At 62.9% G+C, this 17,837-nt stretch carries 18 protein-coding genes; 7 read left to right on the top strand and 11 right to left on the bottom strand.

Going from position 1 to position 17,837, the window contains the following annotated elements; all coding sequences use genetic code 11:
- Nucleotides 1–227 precede the first annotated feature (227 nt).
- From AC1Q6Z_RS19155 to AC1Q6Z_RS19145, 3 genes are all read left to right on the top strand, one after another.
- Nucleotides 228–1,268, top strand: a complete 1,041-nt coding sequence (locus AC1Q6Z_RS19155; RefSeq protein ID WP_256118780.1) for a polyamine ABC transporter substrate-binding protein — start codon at nucleotides 228–230, stop codon at nucleotides 1,266–1,268.
- A complete protein-coding gene (locus AC1Q6Z_RS19150; RefSeq protein ID WP_492648894.1) occupies nucleotides 1,265–3,628 on the top strand; it encodes a putative bifunctional diguanylate cyclase/phosphodiesterase in 2,364 nt (787 codons plus the stop codon). Before AC1Q6Z_RS19155 ends, AC1Q6Z_RS19150 begins: the two co-directional genes overlap by 4 nt.
- A 69-nt stretch (nucleotides 3,629–3,697) precedes the next feature.
- On the top strand, nucleotides 3,698–4,666 hold the full coding sequence (locus AC1Q6Z_RS19145; RefSeq protein ID WP_492648893.1) for a glycerophosphodiester phosphodiesterase family protein: 969 nt from the start codon (nucleotides 3,698–3,700) through the stop codon (nucleotides 4,664–4,666).
- Between the two features lie 3 nt (nucleotides 4,667–4,669).
- On the opposite strand, the gene era is transcribed toward AC1Q6Z_RS19145, so the two are convergent.
- The 8 genes from era to rpoZ form a co-directional block, all read right to left on the bottom strand.
- Nucleotides 4,670–5,614, bottom strand: coding sequence for a GTPase Era (gene era / locus AC1Q6Z_RS19140; protein WP_439630569.1), 945 nt, complete (start codon nucleotides 5,612–5,614; stop codon nucleotides 4,670–4,672).
- An 8-nt stretch (nucleotides 5,615–5,622) separates the two neighbouring features.
- On the bottom strand, nucleotides 5,623–6,342 hold the full coding sequence (gene rnc, locus AC1Q6Z_RS19135; RefSeq protein ID WP_256118776.1) for a ribonuclease III: 720 nt from the start codon (nucleotides 6,340–6,342) through the stop codon (nucleotides 5,623–5,625).
- Nucleotides 6,339–7,082, bottom strand: a complete 744-nt coding sequence (gene lepB / locus AC1Q6Z_RS19130; RefSeq protein ID WP_256118775.1) for a signal peptidase I — start codon at nucleotides 7,080–7,082, stop codon at nucleotides 6,339–6,341. The genes rnc and lepB overlap by 4 nt, the downstream gene beginning before the upstream one ends.
- A 94-nt stretch (nucleotides 7,083–7,176) precedes the next feature.
- On the bottom strand, nucleotides 7,177–7,587 hold the full coding sequence (gene acpS, locus AC1Q6Z_RS19125; RefSeq protein ID WP_256118774.1) for a holo-ACP synthase: 411 nt from the start codon (nucleotides 7,585–7,587) through the stop codon (nucleotides 7,177–7,179).
- Nucleotides 7,584–8,177, bottom strand: coding sequence for a DUF2062 domain-containing protein (locus AC1Q6Z_RS19120; RefSeq protein ID WP_492648892.1), 594 nt, complete (start codon nucleotides 8,175–8,177; stop codon nucleotides 7,584–7,586). The genes acpS and AC1Q6Z_RS19120 overlap by 4 nt, the downstream gene beginning before the upstream one ends.
- 120 nt (nucleotides 8,178–8,297) lie before the next feature.
- On the bottom strand, nucleotides 8,298–8,450 hold the full coding sequence (locus tag AC1Q6Z_RS19115) for a DUF3563 family protein (RefSeq protein WP_256118772.1): 153 nt from the start codon (nucleotides 8,448–8,450) through the stop codon (nucleotides 8,298–8,300).
- 169 nt (nucleotides 8,451–8,619) lie between these two features.
- A complete protein-coding gene (locus tag AC1Q6Z_RS19110; RefSeq protein ID WP_435265147.1) occupies nucleotides 8,620–10,851 on the bottom strand; it encodes a RelA/SpoT family protein in 2,232 nt (743 codons plus the stop codon).
- 111 nt (nucleotides 10,852–10,962) lie between these two features.
- On the bottom strand, nucleotides 10,963–11,367 hold the full coding sequence (gene rpoZ, locus AC1Q6Z_RS19105; RefSeq protein WP_256118770.1) for a DNA-directed RNA polymerase subunit omega: 405 nt from the start codon (nucleotides 11,365–11,367) through the stop codon (nucleotides 10,963–10,965).
- 409 nt (nucleotides 11,368–11,776) lie between these two features.
- Between rpoZ and AC1Q6Z_RS19100 the strand changes: the two genes are divergently transcribed.
- Nucleotides 11,777–12,352 carry a LabA-like NYN domain-containing protein gene (locus AC1Q6Z_RS19100; protein ID WP_256118769.1) on the top strand — a complete coding sequence of 192 codons (576 nt, stop codon included), beginning with the start codon at nucleotides 11,777–11,779 and terminating at the stop codon, nucleotides 12,350–12,352.
- A 203-nt stretch (nucleotides 12,353–12,555) separates the two neighbouring features.
- A complete protein-coding gene (locus tag AC1Q6Z_RS19095) occupies nucleotides 12,556–13,005 on the top strand; it encodes a hypothetical protein (protein ID WP_492648891.1) in 450 nt (149 codons plus the stop codon).
- Between the two features lie 39 nt (nucleotides 13,006–13,044).
- Here the strand turns inward: AC1Q6Z_RS19095 and smpB are convergent, their stop codons facing one another.
- From smpB to AC1Q6Z_RS19080, 3 genes are read right to left on the bottom strand one after another with little or no spacing between them, the layout of a single operon-like run.
- Nucleotides 13,045–13,554, bottom strand: a complete 510-nt coding sequence (gene smpB / locus AC1Q6Z_RS19090; RefSeq protein ID WP_256118767.1) for an SsrA-binding protein SmpB — start codon at nucleotides 13,552–13,554, stop codon at nucleotides 13,045–13,047.
- 1 nt (nucleotide 13,555) lies between these two features.
- Complete coding sequence (gene dapA / locus AC1Q6Z_RS19085; RefSeq protein ID WP_492648890.1) at nucleotides 13,556–14,440, bottom strand: 4-hydroxy-tetrahydrodipicolinate synthase; 885 nt, start codon at nucleotides 14,438–14,440, stop codon at nucleotides 13,556–13,558.
- Between the two features lie 33 nt (nucleotides 14,441–14,473).
- On the bottom strand, nucleotides 14,474–14,629 hold the full coding sequence (locus AC1Q6Z_RS19080) for a hypothetical protein (RefSeq protein WP_492648889.1): 156 nt from the start codon (nucleotides 14,627–14,629) through the stop codon (nucleotides 14,474–14,476).
- A gap of 133 nt (nucleotides 14,630–14,762) precedes the next feature.
- Between AC1Q6Z_RS19080 and AC1Q6Z_RS19075 the strand changes: the two genes are divergently transcribed.
- Complete coding sequence (locus AC1Q6Z_RS19075) at nucleotides 14,763–16,832, top strand: lytic transglycosylase domain-containing protein (RefSeq protein ID WP_492648888.1); 2,070 nt, start codon at nucleotides 14,763–14,765, stop codon at nucleotides 16,830–16,832.
- An 84-nt stretch (nucleotides 16,833–16,916) separates the two neighbouring features.
- Entirely contained in the window at nucleotides 16,917–17,789 is an 873-nt protein-coding gene (locus AC1Q6Z_RS19070) for an alpha/beta fold hydrolase (RefSeq protein WP_492648887.1), read from the top strand.
- Nucleotides 17,790–17,837 lie beyond the last annotated feature (48 nt).

The following is a 17,837-nucleotide window of genomic DNA, read 5'->3' as shown; positions in this document are numbered from 1 at the left end:
GGAACTCCTCTGGGTGGCGCGGGCGGCGACCATAGTGCGCCGGCCCCCGGCAGGCCACCGAAAGGCCCCGGACCGGCGGCCACGTCCACAATATATATCACGGAAGGCGGGGCGTGGCAGAACTGTGCCAGGGTTGAACGGCCGTCAACATAGGCTTACTGGTTGTAACCCTTCATAAAGTCTTGCCGACTATCCTGCCCGCACGCAACTGCAACGGGGCCATCGGCATGCGCGCAACAGTTCTTGCAGCAGTTTCACTGGCGGCCCTGGCCGCGGCAGGGCCCGCGCATGCGGCGTCACTCAACCTGCTCATCTGGGAATCCTATATCGACGAGCAGATCCTCGCCGACTGGGCCGCCGAGACGGGCATCGAGGTGCGCCAGACCTTCTACGATAGCGGCGACGCGCGCGACGAAATCCTCGCCGACCCCAACAGCAATGTCGATGTGGTCGTGACCAACGAGAACGGTGCCAAGCTTTATGGAAACCGCGGCGTCATCATGGCGCTCGACGCGGAAAACGTGCCGGCGCTGAAGGATTACGCACAAGACTGGTCGAAGCGCTGCGGCGGCTACGGCGTGCCCTATCTCTGGGGCACGATGGGCATTCTCTACCGCTCCGACAAGATCACCACGCCGCCGACCTCCTGGGCGGACATCATGCGGCCGGCCGAAAGCCTGCGCGGCCATATCGCCATGTATGACGACCACAACGAGGCCTTCGTCGGCCCGCTGGTGCTGCTCGGCAAATCGGTGAACGCCAACGACAACGAGACGCTGAAGGCAGCCTACGAGCTGATGAAGGCACAGGCCCCCTTCGTGCTGACCTACGACTATGTCATCACCTCGATCCAGAGCGCGGACAAGGGTCCGAACATCCACATGGCGCTCGGCTATAGCGGCGACCAGTACACGCTGAACGACAAGGTCTCCTCGCCCGGCCTCTGGCGCTACGTCGTGCCGAAGGAAGGCACGCTCTCCTGGCTCGACTGCATCTCCGTCAGCGCCCGCTCGAACAACAAGGACCTCGCGCTGAAGCTGGTCGATTATATCAGCAACGCCAAGAACGGCGCGCGCAACGCCGTCAAGCTTAACATGCCGACCGCAAGCACGGCCGCACTCGCCCTGCTGCCGGAAGACATGCGATCCAATCCCGAAATCTATGCGGCACCGGAAATCCTGGCGAAGAGCCAGCTTCAGGAGGAACTGACCGTTCAATCGGTCCAGGCCCGCCGCCGCATCATCAGCAGTCTGGCCCAGAATCAGTGACGCTCGGAAAACGCGCCCTCTCCCTCATCTTCCCGGTCGTGCTGGCAGGTTACGTGCTCGCCGGCGCACTGATCTATTACGTGCAGGGTTCGTCGATCCTCGCGCTCGAGCGCGCGCGCCTGTGGCAGCAGATGGGCCTGCTCACCGCCGTCTTCCAGAACGAGGTGACGCAGAACCGAAGCTTCATCTATTCGCTGGTCGAAGGCGGCGCCGTACGCCTCTTCGTCAACGAGCCGGATGCTGCCTATCGCAACACCGCGCTCGGCGTGCGGCTGCAGCAGAGCATCACCTCGCTCACCGACGACCGCAAACGCTTCATCTCGGTCGCGATCATACGTCCGCCGCTGACGGTGGATTATTATTTCGAGGATAGCGACGACCCGTTCGCCGAGATCACGCCGCAGCAGATCGCGCATGCGCAGCAGGTCATCGACAGCCCGCGGCTCTCCTCCTGGTCCTATCTCAACACGGCCGGCCTGGAACCGCTGATCGTGCATTCGGAATTCATCGACCCGCTGACCTTCAACCGCCCGGTCGCCAGCGCCAAAAGCAGCGCGATCCTGGTGCAGACAGCGGTCCGGCCGAAGCTCTTCCTCGACATGAAGCGGGCGCTGGAAAAGGAATATGGCGCAACGATCGACATCGGGCAGCACCAGCTTCTGGCGCAGGGCTCGCTTTCGGCGACCGCAACGCTCAGCCCCTCGCTCTTCGCGCGCCTGACGCCGGACCCATCCTATCTTGAAAACCGGCTCTGGACGCTGAAATCGCTTCTGGCGCTCGGCGCCATCGCACTCAGCCTCTGCACGATCATCCTCGTGCTCGGCCTGGTGCGCCGCTACATCACCAATCCGATCGCCAGCCTCGACCGCCAGCTCACCGACGTGATGACCGGCAACCGCAGCGCGCTGCCCGAGATGAACGAACCCGGCGAGATCGGACGCCTCTCGGCAAACGTCAAGCGGCTGCACGACCATTCGATGAAGTCCTTCGATCTCGTGCGCAACGCCTCCTGGACCGACACGCTGACCGGCATTTCCAACCGCGAATATTTCAACATCCGCTCGACGCAGATCCTCGAAGAGGCGGAGGCCGAGGATATCGGCTGCACCCTGCTCTTCATCGACGTGGACAATTTCAAGTTCGTCAACGACAAACACGGCCACAAGATCGGCGATGAGCTTCTGAAGACGCTGGCCGACCGCATCTCCGATATCGTGGAGCGCGTCGTTGGCGAACGCGGCCTGCCGAACGGCCTGTTCGCCCGGCTTTCCGGCGATGAATTCGCCATCATGCTGCGCTGCCAGCCGGGCAGCGGCACGATCACGGAAATCTCCAACGCCATCCTGGCGCTGTTCGGCGAAGGTTTCGAAGTGCTGGACAAGGCCTATCCGGTCACCGCCAGCATCGGCATCGCGGTCTATCCGGAAGATGCCCGCACGCTGCCGGAACTGGTGGCGCATGCCGACGCGGCGATGTACCAGGCGAAATCCCAGGGCAAGAACGGCTCGGCCCGCTATTCCCGCTCCCTGCACGAAAAACGCAACCGCCAGCGCCGTATCGAGGAGGAACTGCGCGTCCTCGAACCGGACCGGGAATTCCACCTCGTCTACATGCCGATCGTCGACGGCCACGGCAAGGTGACGGGCTGCGAGGCGCTCCTGCGCTGGACCTCGCCGGTGCTCGGCCGCGTCACACCGGACGAATTCATCCCCATCGCCGAGACGACCGGCCTGTTCAGCAAGATCGACTGGTGGGTCATCGACCGGGCGATGTCGGAGCACAGCCATATCCGCAAGCTTTTCGGCCCCGAGACGATCCTCTGCATCAACATCTCGTCGGCCGAACTCTATACCAAGTCGATCAGCGACCATTTCTGCGAATGCGCCGACCGCCACGGCGTCGATGCGCGCATGATCGAGATCGAGCTCACCGAAACCTTCGCGGTGAAGCTGGGTGATCAGTCCCGCCGCAACATCGAGATTCTCCGCGCCCGCGGCTTCCGCATTTCGATCGATGATTTCGGCGCCGGCTATACCTCGGTGCAGCAGATCATCGAGTACCCGGCCGAGACCATCAAGCTCGACCGCGAACTGGTCGAAAGCCTGACGCGCTCGGCGGCACTGCCGACGCTGCGCGCCCTCGTCGCGCTCTGCCATGCGCAGGACATGTCGGTCATCGCCGAGGGCGTCGACACGACGGAGAAGATGGCGCTGCTCGCCGCCGCCGGCTGCGACCTCTACCAGGGCTATCTCATCAGCCGTCCCCTCACCCTGGAAGAGATCGGCATCTGGGCGATGCAGCGGCTCGTCGAAAAGGCCCGCGAGGCCGCACTGACCCCGGAGCGGCGCGCCAGCGCCTGACCATTTTCCGCGACTTGCAGTGCCTCCAGCGAGCCCCTATCCCTGTGACGGGGCCGCTGGAGGAACTTCATGAAAAACACGCCGATCTTCTTGCTGGGCCTCGCGCTTCTCGTCTGGTCCTTCAACAGTTCGCTGATTGCCAACGCGCCGGAGGGCGAGACAAGGCTTCTCGCGCATCGCGGCGTCCACCAGACCTATGGCCGTGAAGAGCTCGACAACGATACCTGCACGGCGACGCTGATCGATCCGCCGACACACGACTATCTGGAAAATACGGTTGCCGGCATGCAGGCCGCCTTTGCGGCCGGTGCCGCGGTCGTCGAGATCGACGTGCACCTGACGCCCGACAAGAAATTCGCAGTCTTCCACGACTGGACGCTTAATTGCCGCACGAACGGCCAGGGCGTGACCGAGGAAACCGACAGCGCGGTGCTGAAGACGCTCGACATCGGTTACGGCTATACGGCGGATGGCGGCAAGACCTATCCGTTCCGCGGCAAGGGCGTCGGGCAGATGCCGATGCTGGAGGATATCTTCGCCGCCAATCCGGCAGGCCCGCTGCTGATCAATTTCAAGAGCCGGCGGGCGGAGGAAGGCGAGGCGCTGGCGGCATTGCTGAACGCCAACCCGGCCTGGCGCGAAAAAGTCTTCGGCGTCTATGGCGGGGGCGAGCCGACGGATGCGGCGCTTGCCGCCCTGCCCGGCCTCAAGGGTTACACCCGCACGTCGGCCAAGGATTGCCTGCTGCATTATCTTGCGACCGGCTGGATCGGCTATGTGCCGGAGGCCTGCCGCAACACGCTGGTACCGGTGCCGAGCAACTATGCCTGGCTGCTCTGGGGCTGGCCGAACCGCTTCATGACCCGCATGCGGGATGCCGGCAGCGACGTCATCCTCGTCGGCCCCTATTCCGGCGGCGGCGGCTCGGCCGGAATCGACACGGCCGAACAGGTGGAAGACCTGCCCGAACAATTTCCCGGTTATATCTGGACGAACCGTATCCTGGAGGTCGTCTCCGCCATCAAGGCGCGGCCGTAACCGTCACGACGTCGGAAAATCGAGGCCCATCTCGCGGAAGCGGGCCGGGTCGTCGCCCCAGTTCTCGCGCACTTTCACGAAGAGGAAAAGGTGCACGGGCTGTTCGAGGATTTCCGACAGTTCCTTGCGGGATGCCATCGAGATCGCCTTGATCGCATCGCCGTTCTTGCCGAGTGCGATCTTCTTCTGGCTGTCGCGCTCGACATAGATCACCTGCTCGATGCGCACCGAGCCGTCCTTGCGCTCTTCCCAGTTTTCCGTCTCGACATGCGAGGAATAGGGAAGCTCCTGGTGCAGGCGCAGGAAGAGTTTTTCGCGGGTGATCTCGGCTGCGAGCTGGCGCATCGGCAGGTCGGAGATCTGGTCTTCCGGATAGTACCACGGGCCTTCCGGCAGGGCGGCGGCGAGGTAGTCCATGACGTCGTCGCAGCCAGAGCCGGTCAGCGCCGAGACCATGAAGGTGCGTTCGAAGGACACGACCTCGTTCACCGCGGCCGTGAGCTTCAGGAGGTCCTCCGGGTTCACCCGGTCGACCTTGTTCAGCACGAGGATTTTTGGCTGGTGGACCTCTTTCAGGCCCTCCAGGATCTTTTCCGCATCGCCCTTCAGGCCCCGCTCGCTGTCGATCAGGAACATGATGAAGTCGGCATCCTTGGCGCCGCCCCAGGCGGTCGTCACCATGGCGCGGTCGAGCCTGCGGCGCGGCTTGAAGATGCCGGGCGTGTCCATGAAGACGATCTGCGCATTGTTGTGGATGGCGATGCCGCGCACGATGGCGCGCGTCGTCTGCACCTTGTGGCTGACGATCGACACCTTGGCGCCGACGAGGCGGTTGACCAGCGTGGACTTGCCGGCATTGGTCGCACCGATCAGGGCCACAAAGCCCGAATGGGTCGGGCCCTCGCCGTTCGTGCTGCTCTCGGCGGGGTTTGTTTGTTCTTCGGTCATAGTATCCGTCAATCCGCGGTTTGGCTCTTTGGCCAGACGCCTTCGCGTTCCAAAATCTTTGTCGCGGCCGCTTGTTCGGCGGCCCGTTTCGAGCGGTCGATGCCGGTTTCCGGCTTCACGCCCTTCACCTCCACCGTCACGGTGAAGCGGGGATCATGATCCGGGCCGGAGCGCTCGTCCACCCGGTAGTGCGGCGTCACGCCGAACCTGGCATGCGCCCATTCCTGCAATTCGGTCTTGGCGTCGCGCCGCGCGCCTTCGGCGCGTTCCGCCCTGCCCTGCCAGTTGCGCAGGATGAAACCCCGCGCCGCTTCCAGCCCGCCGTCGAGGTAGATCGCGGCGATCAGCGACTCTACCACATCGGCGCGCACATTCAGCATGGCTTTTCCGGTGAGTTTTTTCACATCCGCCCCGGTGCGGATGAAGCGATGCAGTTCGAGATCGTCGGAGACGGCGGCACAGCTTTCGGCGCTGACGAGCTGGTTCAGGCGCACGGAAAGCTCGCCCTCCTTCGCATCGCGGAAGGTGCGAAACAGCATTTCGGCAATGCAGAGCCCGAGCACGCGATCGCCCAGGAACTCCAGCCGCTCGTAATTGCTGCCCTTGCCCGACTGGGCGCTGGCATGCGTGATCGCGCGGTCGAGACGGTCCTTGTCGGTGAAGGCGTAGCCGATCAGGTCTTCGAGAACCTTGCGGTTCGCGTCGTTCAGCGGGATGGCGCCCTTCATTCAACAACCTTGAAGAGGCGGTCCCAGCGCAGGTTCGTCGGCCACTTCCAGATTTCGCTGAAGGACGTGTCGTTGCCGAGCGAGAAGAAGATCAGGCTTGCGCGGCCGATCAGGTTTTCCGCCGGAACGAAGCCGACGTCAAAGCGGCTGTCGGCCGAGTTGTCGCGGTTGTCGCCCATCATGAAATAATGGCCTTCCGGCACGATGAATTCGCGCGTGTTGTCGCCGACGGTACCGGGGCGCGTATCCAGGGTGTCGTAGGTCGTGCCCGTGTCGAGCGTCTCGCGGAACACCGGCACGTCCTCGCCGGTATCGTACTGGTCGTCGGCGCGGAAGAAGCCGTCCTGCTCGCGCTTCACCGCCACGCCGTTGATGTAGAGCTCGCTGTCGCGCACCTGGACGCGGTCGCCCGGCAGGCCGACGAGGCGCTTGATATAGTCGATGTCCGGGTTCGGCGGGAAGCGGAACACGACGATGTCGCCGCGCGCCGGTTCGCTCGCGAAGATGCGGCCGGAGAACAGGTTCGGCGAGAACGGCAGCGAATATTTCGAATAGCCGTAGGAGAACTTGTTGACGAAGAGATAGTCGCCGACGAGCAGCGTCGGCATCATGGAGCCCGACGGGATGGTGAAGGGCTGGAAAAGCACCGTGCGGATCACCACGGCAAGCAGCAGCGCCTGAATGATGACCTTGACGTTTTCCCACAGGCCGCTCTGGGCCTTCTCAGTCTTCTCTGCCACGCCGGATCTGTCCTTATCTGCAAACATGGGGCCCTCTATAGAGGAAAGGTTGCGTGTTGGAAATCGTGTCGGTCAAAAAGACGCGGGGCGCCGGTTATCCGGGCGTTCCGGCCGGCAGCGCCTCGATGATCACGAAAGCTTGTGCCAGCGGAAAGTCGTCGGTGATGGTGATGTGGATGCGCGGCTCATGGCCCTCGGGCATCATCGCATTCAGCCGTTCCAGCGCGCCGCCGGTGAGCTTCATGGTCGGCTTGCCGCCCGGCAGGTTGACGACGCCCATGTCCTTCCAGAACACGCCCTGCGCAAGACCGGTGCCAAGCGCCTTGGAACAGGCCTCCTTGGCGGCAAAACGCTTGGCATAGGAGGCGGCACGGTTCTTGCGGCGGTCGGATTTCGTCCGCTCGATCTCGGTGAAGCAGCGCTGGGTGAAGCGCTCGCCGAACCGCTCCAGCGACTTCTCCACCCGGCGGATGTCGATGAGGTCGCTGCCGATGCCGATGATCATAGGGATTTTTCTCCGCGGGAAAGGACGGGATGGGCGGATACCAGGCCGGCCCGCTCCAGGAGCCGCGCGTGGCGCCGTGCCTTGAAGGAGCGCACGGCAAACCGCGTCGCGCCATAGGCAAGCGCTGCGGCGGTGATGCCGAGAATGCCCGCACCGGCCAGCATCGGCTTCAGCACCGGCTGCCACAGCTCGGAAAGCTGGAGATGCTCCAGCCGATGGAAAAGCTCGGCCGCCGTGACCGCTTCGGCGGACTGGATGCCGAGCAGCACCTCGCCGAGCCGGAAGGTCGCAAGCGCGATCAGGGGAATGGTGAGCGGGTTGGCTATGGTCGTCGCGAGCGCGGCGGCCAGCAGGTTGCCGGCGAAAAGATAGGCCAGCGCCAGCGCCAGAATGACGTGAAAGCCGAGAAGCGGCGTGAACGCGGAGAAAGTGCCGGCCGCAACCCCTGCGGCAACCGCGTGCGGCGACGCGGACAGACGCAGAATTCGCTTGGCGAGATAGCGCGCGGGACGCGTCAATCCCTTGCGCGGCCAGAAGAATTCGCGCAATCGGTCGGGCCAGGTGGCCTTCTTTCGGCGTCTGAACAACATTGCCCAGACATAGCCGATCCGTTAGTGGCATTTCAATGGCGCCTGGATGACACCTTCATGGTGCCGAGGCGCGCGGTCACGGTGGCGCAAGCAGGCTGCGCCACATGATCCGGTCAGATTTTAGTAATTCTTGCGGAAGAGGCCGCGGTCGATCTGACGCTGGCGGTATTCCAGGTCGATCCGGTCGATTGCGCCGTTGAGATAGGCGGTTTCGCGCTCTTCGCTCGAAGGGATGCGCAGGGCGCGGGTAAAGTTCTTGAACTGCTTCAGCATGGTAAACCTCGTATCGGTTGACCTCCCGAGACAGAAGATAGTTTATCGCGCCAAAGTTACCAGCGACACTATTCCATTGCAGCCATGCGAAAGGCGCATAACGGCTGGTCAAAACTTGGGCAAACCTGCCTCAATCGAGGCAGGTTGCCACAAATTTGCATAGAAACCGTCATGTAAAGACCCGACTGATCGTCGAGACGCACTGAAGTTCCTTAAGCTGGCCCATCAGCTGGTTGAGCTGGCGGAGATCCCAGACCTCCAGGTCGATATGGACCTCGGTAAAGTCGGCCGCCACCCGCGTCATCGACATGGAGCGGATGTTGACGTCGCTGGTGGCGATCGTCTGCGTGACTTCGGCCAGCGTGCCCGGCTCGTTCAGCGCATTGATCATGATGCGCGCCATGAAGCGGGTGTTGTTGGCTTCGTCGAGATCCCAGCGCACGTCGATCCAGCGCTCAGGCTCGTCGTCGAACTTTTGCAGCGCCGGCGACTGGATCGGGTAGATGGTGATTCCCTTGTCCTTCTCCATGATGCCGACGATGCGATCGCCCGGCACGGCGCCGCCGGCGGAGAAATGCACCTCGGCATTGCCGGAAAGGCCGCGGATCGGCAGCGCTTCTGGGCCGGTCTCGGTCGCGGCCTCCGCCAGCGCCGCCTTGGTCTTGCCGGGCAGCTTGAAGACCATGCCAGCAGCGCTGCGCATGTTGAACCAGCCGTCGCCGGAGCTCGGCTTCACCGTCACGCGCTCGTCCTGGTAATCCGGGAAGACCGCGCGCAGCACGTCGAGCGATGACAGTTCGCCGCGCCCGACGGCCGCAATGGCGTCCTCGACGTCCTTGTGGCCGAGCCGGTGCAGCACCGGCTTCAGCCCGTCTCGCGAGAAGGATTTGCCGGCGCGGTCGAAGGTGCGCTCCAGAATGCGATAGCCGAGGCCGGAATATTGCTTGCGCACGGCGGCGCGGGTGGCGCGGCGGATGGCGGCACGCGCCTTGCCGGTGACGACGATCTCCTCCCAGGCCGGCGGCGGCACCTGGATGCCGGAGCGGATGATCTCCACCTCGTCGCCGTTGTTGAGGCGGGTGACGAGCGGCATGATGCGGCCGTTGATCTTGGCCCCGACGCAGGTATCGCCGATATTGGTGTGCACCGCATAGGCGAAATCGATGGGTGTCGCGCCGCGCGGCAGTGTGATCAGCTGGCCCTTCGGGGTGAAGGTGAAGACCTGGTCCTGGAAGAGTTCGAGCTTGGTGTGTTCGAGAAATTCTTCCGGATTGTCGCCTTCCGCCAGCGATTCGATCGTCCGGCGCAGCATGGCGTAGGCGTTTGAGCGCGGCGAGCGGGTCTTCTCCTCGCCGTTCGTGCTGTCCTTGTCCTTGTAGAGCGAATGGGCGGCGATGCCGTATTCGGCGATCTCGTGCATGCGCTTGGTGCGGATCTGCAGCTCGATGCGCTGGCGCGACGGACCGACGATGGTCGTGTGGATCGACTGGTAGTCGTTCTGCTTCGGCGTCGAGATGTAATCCTTGAAGCGGCCCGGCACGACCCGCCAGCGCGTGTGCACGATGCCGAGGGCAGCGTAACAACCGGGAATGTCGTCGACGAGGATACGGAAGGCATAGACGTCGGAAAGCTGCTCGAAGGACAGCGACTTCGACTGCATCTTGCGGAACACCGAATAGGGCGTCTTTTGCCGACCCTTGACCAGCGCATCCGAAAGGCCGTTGGTGACGAGCAGTTCGCGCAGCTCGTCCTCGATCTTGCGGATCAGGCCCTCGTTGCGCTGGGAGAGTTCCTCCAGCTTGCGCGTGACGGTCTCGAAGGCTTCCGGGTTGATGTGGCGGAAGGAGAGGTTTTCCAGCTCCTCGCGCATGTCCTGCATGCCCATGCGACCGGCGAGCGGCGCATAGATGTCCATCGTCTCCTCGGAAATGCGGGCGCGCTTTTCCGGCGTCATGTGGTCCAGCGTGCGCATGTTGTGCAGCCGGTCGGCGAGTTTCACGAGCAGCACGCGCACGTCGTCGGAAATCGCGAGCAGCAATTTGCGCAGGTTTTCGGCCTGCTTGGCCTTCTTGGAGACGAGGTCGAGCTTCTTGATCTTGGTGAGGCCTTCGACCAGCGCGCCGATATCCTCGCCGAACAGCTCGTCGATTTCCGCGCGTGTCGCGCTCGTATCCTCGATCGTGTCGTGCAGCAGCGCGACCGCGATCGTCGATTCGTCGAGGCGCATGTCGGTCAGGATCGCGGCGACTTCGAGGGGATGCGAAATGTAGGGATCGCCGCTCGCGCGCTTCTGCTGGCCATGTTTCTGCATCGCATAAACATAGGCCTTGTTCAGCAGCGCCTCGTTGGCTTCCGGCTTGTACTTCTGAACCCGTTCGACGAGTTCATATTGACGCATCATTCTCGGTCGGCTCCTTCCCGGTCCAGCGCCGGGCAAAAAAAAGTGCGCCCCGACCTTAAGAGGGGCGCACCGACATTCGCAATATCAACGGCTTCGGTAAAGTGACCGAAATCAGTAGTCGTCGCTCTTTTCCGGCGGCACGAGGCCTTCGATGCCGGCCAGCAGCTCTTCTTCCGACATGCGGTCGAAGGCGATGGTTTCCGGCTGGTCCTCGTCCTCGTCGGCGCTGGCCGTCGTGGTTTCGGTGTCGGCGGCAAGGCTTGCCGGATCGGGCTCGGGCTCGTCCACTTCGACATGCTTTTGAAGCGAGTGGATCAAGTCTTCCTTGAGGTCGTCCGGCGAAAGGCGCTCGTCGGCGATTTCGCGCAGCGCCACGACGGGGTTCTTGTCGTTGTCGCGGTCGATGGTGATGGCGGCGCCCTGCGAAATGAGGCGGGCGCGATGGCTTGCAAGGAGAACCAGCTCGAAGCGGTTGTCTACCTTGTCAATGCAATCTTCAACGGTGACACGGGCCATTGCCTGTCCTTTGTGATCGAGAATTTCAGGGGTTTGCATGCCCGATACAGCCAATGGACGGAAAATTCAAGTTTTTCCTTATCCCGCCCTGTTTTGGCGTGTCGTAAGGGAGCCCATGTAACTTGTGATTGATGCCTCCCCTAACGGTAGGTGAAAAGCCCAAATATCCGACAAATAGGGTAAGGCGCGGGAACTATTTTCCAATTCGCCAAGTCTCGATTTTACTGAAACGATACCGGACGGAAAAATGACAGCCGCAACCTAGATTTGCTTGGAAAGCACGCCGCACTGCCCTAAATGAAGATTATATGAAAAAGAGTTAATTCAACCGGGTAGTGCATCCGGACAGGCCGATACTTGGCCTGGGCTCAATCGTTTACCCCAACGTCTACTTAAAGGATTGCCCAATATGTTCGACCCCCGCGAGAAAATCGCCCTCTTCATCGACGGTGCAAATCTCTATGCGGCGTCCAGAACTCTCGGCTTCGACATCGATTACAGAAAACTTCTGAAGGCCTTCCAGAAACGCGGCTACCTGCTGCGCGCCTATTACTACACGGCGCTGATCGAAGACCAGGAATATTCCTCCATCCGCCCGCTGATCGACTGGCTCGACTATAACGGCTACAAGGTCGTCACCAAGCCCGCCAAGGAATTCACCGACTCGCTCGGCCGCCGCAAGATCAAGGGCAACATGGACATCGAGCTCGCCATCGACGCGATGGAGCAGTCCGAGACGGTGGACCACCTCGTCATCTTCTCCGGCGACGGCGATTTCACCACGCTCGTCGAGGCGTTGCAGCGCCGGGGCCGCAAGGTCTCCGTCGTCTCCACCATGCAGACCCAGCCGCCGATGATCGCCGACGACCTGCGCCGCCAGGCCGACTATTTCATCGACCTCGGATCGCTGAGGGCCGAGATCGGCCGCGACCCCTCGGAGCGCCCGCAGCGCAATGTGGAGCCCGCCGAAAACGTCGTCGAATAGGCTGACGCTCAGGAACGGAACAGAAAACCCCGGCCGCACGCGACCGGGGTTTTCTTTTTGGACCTGCGAAAACCTTGAAAACCAGGCGTTTCAAGGCTTCGTTAAACATTGAATCAAATAGGCCTTCCGGCCATTAAGCTTCCTCAAGACTCCCCTGATATTCCCAATACCGGACAGTCATTTCGCATTGGAACATCGGGGCAATGGTGGACGCAGTATCGCTTTCGGCAAACAGCTATCGGGCAGTCTCGAGCGCGCTCGAGACCCGTCCGGCCGTCACAGCCCTTGCCGCGCTCGCCGCGCCGCAGCCGGTCACCCAGGTTTCGACGCCCTCGGAGACGGCCGAAGACATCGGCGATCTCAGCTTCCTCTATGCGCCGAGCGGCCTGCCGGGCATTTCCGCCCTGCCCGCCTATGCCGTGCCGCCTGCCCAAGCGACGACCGACGAGCGCGTCAGCAACGGCCGCAACCCGACCGCGCGCCTCGCGATCGAAAGCACCGACCTCAACAGCCTGATGTCTTCGTTCCTGACGCCGCGCACGCCAAGCGCCAACCCGGCCGCCTCGCCGGACGTGCCGCCGGAAGTCAACAACGAACAACTCGCCCGCACGGCGCGCCAGTCCGTCATCGCGCAGTTCTACAGCCAGTTCTGAGCAATTCCGAAGTGTATCTAACGGAAAACGAAGGGTGCCTTAGCCGCGATCGCGCAGCAGGCGGCCCTTCTGGCGATTCCAGTCGCGTTCCTTCTCCGTCTCGCGCTTGTCGTGCAGCTTCTTGCCCTTGGCGAGCGCGAGTTCGAGTTTCGCCCGGCCGACATCGTTGAAGTAGACCTTCAGCGGCACGAGCGTCATGCCTTCCCGGTTGATTGCGATGCGCAGGCGATTGATCTCGCGCTTGGAGAGCAGGAGCTTGCGGCGCCGGCGGGTCTCATGGTTGAAGCGGTTCGCCTGGAGATATTCCGGCAGGTAGGAATTGATCAGCCAGATCTCGCCGCCCTCGTCCGACGCGTAGGATTCCGCGATGTTCGCCTTGCCTTCGCGCAGCGACTTGACCTCCGTGCCGGTCAGCACGATGCCGGCCTCGTAGGTGTCGATGATCTCGTAGTTGAAGCGGGCCTTGCGGTTCTCCGCCACGATCTTCTTGATCGTCGATGGCTTCCTGGGTGTCGTTTTGGGCGTTACTGGACGGGGTTTTGTTATCATATCAATTCAAAAGGCCGGCATGGCGAAGCGCTGCGTCGATCGCTGCCTCCGTCGCCGGCTCCAGGGTCGGGATGAGCGGCGAGCGCACGAAGCGGCTCAGGCCGCGGGTGCGGTTCAGCGCATATTTCGCGCCGCAAAGCCCCGGCTCGATGAAGATCGCCTTGTGCAGCGGCATCAGCTTGTCCTGGTATTCCAGGGCCGCGGCATAATCGCCGGCGAGCGTCGCTTCCTGGAATTCGGCACAGAGACGCGGCGCGACATTGGCCGTCACCGAGATGCAGCCGACGCCGCCATGGGCGTTGAAGCCGAGCGCGGTGGCGTCTTCGCCGGAAAGCTGGACGAAACCCTTGCCGCAGGTGATGCGCTGTTCGGAAACGCGCTCGATCTTGCCCGTCGCATCCTTGACGCCGATGATCGACGGATGCGCCTTATGCAGTGCGCCCATCGTCTCCGGCGACATGTCGACCACCGAGCGGCCAGGAATGTTGTAGATGATGATCGGCAGTTTCACGCTCTGCGCAATCGCCGCATAATGGGCGAAAAGGCCCTTCTGCGTCGGCTTGTTGTAATAGGGCGTGACAACGAGGACCGCATCCGCGCCCGCCTTTTCGGCGTGCTGGGCAAGGTCGATCGCTTCCTTGGTGTTGTTCGAGCCGGCACCGGCGATGACCGGCACGCGGCCGGCAGCCACCTTGATGCAGAGTTCCACCACCCGTTTGTGCTCGTCATGCGACAGCGTCGGCGATTCGCCGGTGGTGCCGACCGGCACGAGGCCGTGGCTGCCTTCGCTGATCTGCCATTCGACATGCGCGGCAAAGGCGTCTTCGTCGACGGCGCCGGCATCGGTGAACGGGGTGACGAGAGCGGGAATGGATCCCTTGAACATCGAGAACTCCTGAGACCACAGCCGCCCGGGGGCTTACATGCTTTGGCCGTATTCCGTGGTTAAAAACTGCCGCACAATAATCATGTGACAGTCATGCGGCAAGCGGCGCGAGGGGCGTTTTTCATGCATGATCAAGGCGAAAGGATACGCAACGAAGAATATTCGTGCCGCGTGATCCGTCGCCTGCATGTCAGCCGCCTTCACGGCTTAGTGAGCGCGGCCGGTAAGGCTTCGTTAAGACAACAAAGGGTTAATGATTGTCAAAGATCAGGCGGGAAGAGACGCTTCTGATGTGCCGCCTGTCAGGCATCCGGGATGTGACATGATCTCGAGAAACAGTTTTGCCCTTTGCGCCTTGCTTCTCGCCGGAGTAACAGGCCTTGCGCTGCGCTCCTCGCCCGTCGAGGCGGACAACACCACGACCTCTTCGATAAAGCCGCTCGGCTTTGCCGCGGACATGCCGTCGAAGGACATCATCACCAACGCCATTCCGCGCGCCGACAGTGTGCAGGCGGTGAGCGCGGAACTGCGCGAAGGGCTCGACGCGCTTTCCAACCGCGATGCGGCGGCGGCGATCGTTGCGCGCAACCGTCTCGCCTCCGACAGTCTCGACCGGCATATCCTGACCTGGGCGATCGCCGTCTCCGGCCAGCGCGGCGTGCCCTCCTGGGAAATCGCCAATGCCCAGCGCGAGTTGAAGGGCTGGCCGGGGCTGAAGGCTTTGCGCGCCAATTCCGAACGCGCGCTTGCCCGCGAAAACCCGGCGAGCGCCGACGTGCTCGCCGCCTTCGGCACGACGCGGCCGGAAACGCCGGAAGGCGCCCTCGTGCTCTGCCGCGCGCTCGTCGCGACGGGGGATGCGGCGCGCGCCGCGGACATCCTGCGGTCCTTCTGGCAGAAGGAGCCGCTGTCCAAGGAGTTGGAGAGCAAGGCGCTCGAAGAATTCGGCACGCTGCTGACCGCCACCGACCACAAGATGCGAATGGAAATGCTGCTCTATCGCGACCGCGCCGACCAGGCTCAGCGTTTCGGCGATCTCGGCAAGGCGCAGTCGCTCTATCGCGCCTGGGCGGCCGTCATCCGCAAGAACAAGACGGCCGGCACGCTCATCAAGGCCGTCGATGCCGGCTGGCAGAAGGACCCGGCCTATACGTTCCTGCGCATCCGGCACCTGCGCAACCAGGAGGAATATCGCGCGGCAGCAAAACTCTTCGCCGCCATGCCGGAGGACCCGGCGCGCCTGATCAATCCCGGCGCCTGGTGGAACGAGCAGCGCATCGTCAGCCGCGGTCTTGCCGATCTCGGCGATTACAAGGATGCCTATCGCGTCGCCGCGCGCCATGGGGCGGACGATCCGACAGACATCGTCGAGGCAGAATTCCACGCCGGCTGGTATGCGCTGCGCGATCTCGGCGATGCGAAGACCGCCGCAAGCCATTTCCAGCGCATCCTGCAAGCCTCCGATCGCCCACTGTCCGTATCGCGTGCCTGGTACTGGTTGGGCCGGGCGGCGGAAAAGGGCAATCCGGCCGAGGCGAAGGACTATTTTGCCAAGGCTGCGAATTTTCCCGGCACCTTCTATGGCCAGCTTGCCGGCGCAAGGCTCGGCCGCACGGCGCTGAACGTCGCCTATCCGACGCCGACGACGGAAGAGCGCGCGCGTTTCCAGCAACGCGAAGCCGTGCAGGCGATCGCCCGCTTGCAGGCGGCCGGCCATGGCTGGCGCGGCGAAAGCCTTTATCGAGCGCTAGCCGGTGAATTGATGAGCCCGGGCGAACTCGCACTTCTCGCTGCACAGGCGGAAAAGGGTAGCAATCACCAGCTTTCCCTGCAGATCGGCAAGATCGCCTTCGGGCGCGGCATCGATGTCGCGGCTTTGGCCTTCCCGATCGGCGTCATTCCGGACGGCGCCAATATTTCGGGCTCCGGCAAGGCGCTTGCCTATGCAATCGCGCGCCAGGAAAGTGCCTTCAACCCGGCCGCTGTCTCGCCCGCCAATGCGCAGGGCCTGCTGCAACTGATGCCGGGCACCGCGCAGGGTGTGGCAAAACGTTACGGGCTCGCCTATTCCAAGGAGCGGCTGACGACGGACGCCGCCTATAACGCGACGCTCGGCGCCCATTATCTCGGCGAGCAGATCAGCGATTTCGGCGGCTCCTACGTGCTCACCTTCATCGCCTACAATGCCGGCCCGCGCCGAGTGCCGCAGTGGATCGCACGTTATGGCGATCCGCGCGGGAAGCCGATCGACGAGGTGGTCGACTGGATCGAGCGCATCCCCTTCTCCGAGACACGCGGCTATGTGCAGCGGGTCATGGAGAACTACCAAGTCTACAAGACCCGGCTCGGCCAGAAGGCCGATATCGTGCACGACCTGAGCGTCGGCCGGTAAGCGAGCGGAGGGTGGCGTCTTGCCCTCGACAAGCGGCCCCTCTAGGCTGCGCTTCCTTTCCATCGGCCAAGCGGATGCAGACACATGAATGAATTCGAAAGCCGTTTCTTCCCAGCCGAAGACGGATTGATGCTTCATGCGCGCGACTACGTGGCAAAATCGGACACCGGACGGCTGCCCCTCGTCTGCCTGCCCGGCCTCAGCCGCAACGTGCGGGATTTTCACCAGCTTGCCCTGCTCGTCGCGCAGGATCCCATCGCACCACGCCGGGTCATCGCGCTCGACTATCGCGGCCGCGGCCTTTCCGGCTATGATGAGACCGCGGCGAACTACAATGTCGCCATCGAATGCCGGGATGTCATCACCGTCTGCACAGCGCTCGGCCTGGAGCACTGCCTTTTCGCAGGCACGTCACGCGGCGGGCTGATCCTGCATATCATGGCCGCGGTGAAGCCGGACCTCATTGCCGGTGCTGTTCTCAACGATATCGGCCCGGAAATCGAGGCGGACGGTCTCAGGGAAATTCGCGACTATCTCTCCGGGCGCTCCGTTCCGGAGAATCTTGAAGTGGCCGCCGACCTGCTCCGCGATATCCACGGCGCGTCCTTCCCTGCCCTTTCCCCCGCCGATTGGCGCGACATGGCAGAGGCGATCTACGCGGAAAAGGAAGGCCGGCTCGTTCCCGACTATGATCCGAAGCTGACGGACCAGTTGCAGGCCATCGACTTCTCAAAACCCCTGCCGACGCTCTGGCCGCAATTCGAGCTTCTGGCGAAAAAGCCGCTGCTTGTCGTGCGCGGTGAACATTCTCGCCTTTTCGCCGAGCAGACGCTCGCCCGGATGGCCGCGCAGGCCGCAACGGTGAAAACCGTGGTCACACCGGGCCAAGGCCACGCCCCTCTCCTGCACCACGCCACCGTCTTCCCATCGGTCCAAGCGTTCCTCGCCGGATTCTGACGGGTCAACAAGACTGTAATTCCAAGTCTCATCGTGCACCGCCAGTTC

Source organism: Shinella sp. GW835-FHT14H05 (assembly GCF_058793575.1).
This window is presented reverse-complemented; position numbering and strand designations above follow the sequence as displayed.